Source organism: Actinomadura miaoliensis (genome assembly GCF_039536785.1).
Classification (GTDB): domain Bacteria; phylum Actinomycetota; class Actinomycetes; order Streptosporangiales; family Streptosporangiaceae; genus Spirillospora; species Spirillospora miaoliensis.
This window is the reverse complement of sequence record NZ_BAAAZG010000046.1, coordinates 9,863-13,873: the sequence shown is the minus strand read 5'-3', so window position 1 is coordinate 13,873 and position 4,011 is coordinate 9,863. Positions and strand designations below refer to the sequence as shown.

The window sequence follows — 4,011 nt, the reverse complement described above, 5'->3', positions numbered from 1 at the left end:
CTGCGGGACCTCGGGCGTCCGGGCCGCGGCCGCCTCACCCGCCGGTGACGCTCTGGAGGTGCACGACCTTGACGGCGGTCATCTCGTCCAGCAGGTCGGGCCCGTAGCCGAACCCCCGGCCGCTGGCCCGGCGTGGCGTGGCCGACCCGCCGGGCGCCCCGCCGAACACCGCGTTGATCTTCACGGTGCCGACCGGCAGCGCCCGCCAGGCGCGCTGCGCGTGCGCCATGTCCGTGGTCAGCACCGTGGCGGCCAGCCCGTACCGGGAGCGGCACGCCGCGTCCAGGGCCTCGTCGAACGACGCCACCGTGCGCACCGGCGCGACCGGGCCGAACGTCTCCTCGGCCATGACCGCCATGTCGTCGGTGCAGCCGGCCAGCACGGTCGCCGGGTAGAAGCAGCCGGGCCCGTCGGGGATCCGCCCGCCAGCCAGCAGCCGGGCGCCCTCGGCGACGGCCTTCTCGACGTGCTCGTGCACCTGCGCGCGGTGCCGCGCGTCGACGAGCGGCCCCAGTTCGGTGGCCGGGTCCGCGCCCGGCCCGGTGCGCAGCCCGCGCGCCCGCTCGGCCAGCGCCGCGAGGAACTCCTCGGCGACGTCCCGGTGCGCGTACACCCGTTCGACCGACGTGCAGATCTGCCCGGCGTTGGCGAAGCAGCCGGTGGCCGCCTGCTCGGCCGCCCACCGCGGGTCCACGCCCGCGTCGACGATCAGCGGGTCGCAGCCGCCGTTCTCCAGCAGCGCCCTGGCCCCGTTGCGGGCGGCCAGCCCGGCGATGCGGCGGCCGGTCGCCGACGATCCGACGTGCGCGACGACGTCGACGCCCGGATGCCCGGCCAGCGCCGCGCCCGTGCTCGCGTCGCCGCTGACGACGTTGAGCACGCCGTCCGGCAGGCACCCGGCCAGCAGCTCGGCCAGCAGCGCGCCGGTGTGCGGGGTGCGCTCGGACGGCTTGTGCACGACGGTGTTGCCGGTCGCCAGCGCCGCGCCGAGCAGCCCGCACGCGATCGCCACCGGGTCGTTCCACGGGGTGATCACCGCGACCGTCCCGTACGGCTCGCGCACCATGAAGTCGGCCGCGTCCCGGCCGCCCTGCAGGCTGCGGGCGCCGTGCAGCGGACCCAGCTCGGCGTACTGCCGCAGCGTTCCCGCGCCCGCCTCGACGCCGCCGCGCGCGTCGCCGGCCGGCTTGCCCATCTCGGCCGTGGTGAGCCGGGCCAGCTCGTCGGCGTGCTCGTCCACCGCCCGCGCGGCCGCGTGCAGCGCCGCCCCGCGTTCGGCGGCGGGTGCGGCGGCCCACCCCAGCGCGGCCGCGGCCGCCGCGGCGACCGCCTCGTCCACGTCCGCCGCGGTCCCCACCGGAACCGTGCCCAGCGCGTCCCCGGTCGCCGGATCGCGGACCTCGAACGCCTCCCGCGCACGGCCCCGGCTCCACCGCCCGTCCACGAGCATCCACCTGTCGTGCGGTCGCAACGCTGTTCCTCCCCCTCACGGTCGTCGGCCGACCGCAGGTGCCTACCCGGCCGAACGTCCGTGATTCGCGGAGATCAGCCGCGGTTGGAATCCCCGGGGCCCAGGGCCGGGCCGTGGTCGAAGCGGAAACGGGGACCGGGCAGCCCGCTGCGCCTGCGCTCGGTGAACACCTGGCGCCGGCGCTCCGCGCCCAGGAAGCCGGCCACCTCGTCGCGGAGGCGGGGCAGCATCGCGTACAGCACGTCCCCGGGGCAGGCGGTGGCGTTGTAGTCGCGGTGCCCGACGATCGCGGTGTAGGGGTTCAGGCCGTACACGTCGCACAGCCACGCGCACGTCTCGACCAACCGGACCCAGAGGGCGGCCGTGGGCTGCACGGTCATGTAGAGGCCCTCGTTCTCGATCCCGATCGTGTGGTCGTTGTGGCTGGCGGTGTGCGCGCCGACGACGTGGTCGCCCGCCTGGACGGCCGCGAGGCTGCGGTTGCGTCCCTCCATCAGATGACCGCCGCGGCTGATGGTGAGCTGCTGCCCGGTGTCGTCCCAGCCGTTGGAGTCCATGTGGAAGTTCTGGATCGACCGTGACAGCGCGAACGCCGCGGCCAGCGAGTAGTCGGTGGAGTTGGCCGTGGCGGTGTGGTGGACGACGATGTGGTCGGGGGCGCGGTCCAGCACGGTCGCGGCGCGGCGCGGAGCGCGGGCGCTCCACTCGGCGCGGGTGTAGACGCGGGGGGCCGCGAGGGCGGCCGACGGCAGCACGGGCGCGGCGCCGAGCAGGGCCCCGCCGGTCACCGTGGCGGCTCCCTTGAGCATGGTGCGACGGTCCAGGCGGATGACTTCGGACATGAGCGGGGGCTCCTCGCGAGTCGATCGGCCGGTCGAAGATGACCTTGCGGGGACGGTAACCCAGAAACCCGTCGGTCAGAAGGGGCCCGAGGGGCCCCTGTTAAATGAACCGTTTGCGACCAGGGCGAGCATTCGAAGAAAAGCGGGTTTGCCCATACGCCGCGCGGGACGCGGCCGTCGCGCTTTCTACCGGGGCGTGACTCTACCGGCGCTATACCGCCGCTCGCCTGACCTCAGTAAAGCTTGCGGTCATCGTCGTCCGGACGACGATGCCAGGAGCCGAGGAGAAGCGACGAGGGGAATGTCTTCATTCAGCACGGCGGCGGCCGGGCTCGTGGACCGTCCACCCACGGACATGTGCCGGCCGAATCCGGCGCGCGTCCACGCCTACTGGCTGGGCGGCAAGGACCACTACGCCGCCGACCGCGAGGAGGCCGAGCGGATCCTGGCGGTGGCGCCGCGGTTGCGCGACGTCGCCCTGGCCAACCGCGGGTTCATGGAACGGTCGGTGCGGTGCCTGGCCGGCCGCGGCGTCGCCCAGTTCCTCGACCTCGGCGCGGGCCTGCCCGCCTGCCCCAGCGTCTACGAGGTCGCCCGGTCGGTGAACCCGGACGCGCGCGTCGCCTACGTCGACAACGACCCGGTGGTGGCCTGCCACGGCCGGGCGCTGCTGGCCGTGGACGGCGCCGCCGCGATGGTCGAGGCCGACCTGCGCGACCCCGCCGCCCTGCTGGAACGCGACGAGCTGCGGCGGCTGATCGACCTGGACCGGCCGGTCGCGGTCCTGCTGCTGTTCGTGCTGGACTACATCGCCGACGCCGACGACCCCGCCGGGATCGTCGCCGAGCTGGCCGCCCGGCTCGCCCCCGGCAGCCACCTGGTCCTCTCCCACTTCTCCGACGACCTCGGCGGTCCCGGCGGCCGCCGCACGCTTGCGGCGTCGATGCGGCGCCACGACATCGCGATGTTTCCGCGCGGCCGCGAGGAGATCCGCGGCCTGTTCGCCGGTCTGGACCTGCTGGAGCCCGGCCTGACCCGGCTGCCGGTGGGACGGCGCCGCCGTGGCGCGGCCGCCCCGGTGGCCGCGGGCGGCACGCGGGTGTGCGGCTACGGCGGTATGGCGTGCACGAGGACGGGAACGCGATGGACATGACGATCGCGACCGCCGTGGGACGGCTGCTGGCCGGGCTCGGCGCGCGCCGCTGCTTCGGCGTGGTCGGGTCCGGAAACTTCCACGTGACCAACGCGCTGGCCGACGCGGGGGTGCGGTTCGTCGCGGCCCGCCACGAGACCAACGCGGTGACCATGGCCGACGCCTACGCCCGGCTGACCGGGGAGCTGACGCTGGTCAGCGTGCATCCCGGGCCGGGCCTGGCCAACGCGGTCAACGGCGTGGCCGAGGCCGCCAAGAGCCGCACCCCGCTGCTGGTGCTGGCCGGGGACACCGCCAACGGCGCGCTGCGCTCCAACTTCCACATCGACCAGGCCGGCCTGGTCACCGCCGTCGGCGCGGTGGCCGAACGGCTGTTCTCGCCCGCGACCGCGCCGGCCGACGCCGAGCGCGCCGCGCGGCGGGCCCTCGCCGAGCGCCGCACCGTCGTGCTCAACATGCCGCTGGACGTCCAGGCCGCCGCCGCGTCCGCGCCCGCCGCGCCGCCCGCCCGCCCGGAGCCGGCCGGGGTGCCCCACCCGTCCCCC

Annotated in this window: 4 protein-coding genes; 2 read left to right on the top strand and 2 right to left on the bottom strand. The window is 75.6% G+C overall.

Translation table 11 applies throughout. The features are described 5' to 3' along the window. Nucleotides 1–34: 34 nt before the first annotated feature. Complete coding sequence (locus tag ABD811_RS29240; protein ID WP_344954204.1) at nt 35–1,471, bottom strand: aldehyde dehydrogenase family protein; 1,437 nt, start codon at nt 1,469–1,471, stop codon at nt 35–37. 74 nt (nt 1,472–1,545) lie between these two features. Beyond that, complete coding sequence (locus ABD811_RS29235; protein WP_344954202.1) at nt 1,546–2,313, bottom strand: peptidoglycan recognition protein family protein; 768 nt, start codon at nt 2,311–2,313, stop codon at nt 1,546–1,548. A 301-nt stretch (nt 2,314–2,614) separates the two neighbouring features. On the opposite strand from ABD811_RS29235, the gene ABD811_RS29230 reads away from it, so the two are divergent. Together ABD811_RS29230 and ABD811_RS29225 are read left to right on the top strand one after the other, a co-directional pair. Beyond that, the gene (locus tag ABD811_RS29230; RefSeq protein ID WP_344954200.1) at nt 2,615–3,466 is read left to right on the top strand and encodes an SAM-dependent methyltransferase; all 852 of its coding nucleotides are present in this window, start codon (nt 2,615–2,617) and stop codon (nt 3,464–3,466) included. Further along, nucleotides 3,457–4,011, top strand: a 555-nt coding sequence (locus tag ABD811_RS29225; RefSeq protein WP_344954198.1) for a thiamine pyrophosphate-binding protein, incomplete at its 3' end; no start/stop codon positions are given. The genes ABD811_RS29230 and ABD811_RS29225, both read left to right, overlap by 10 nt.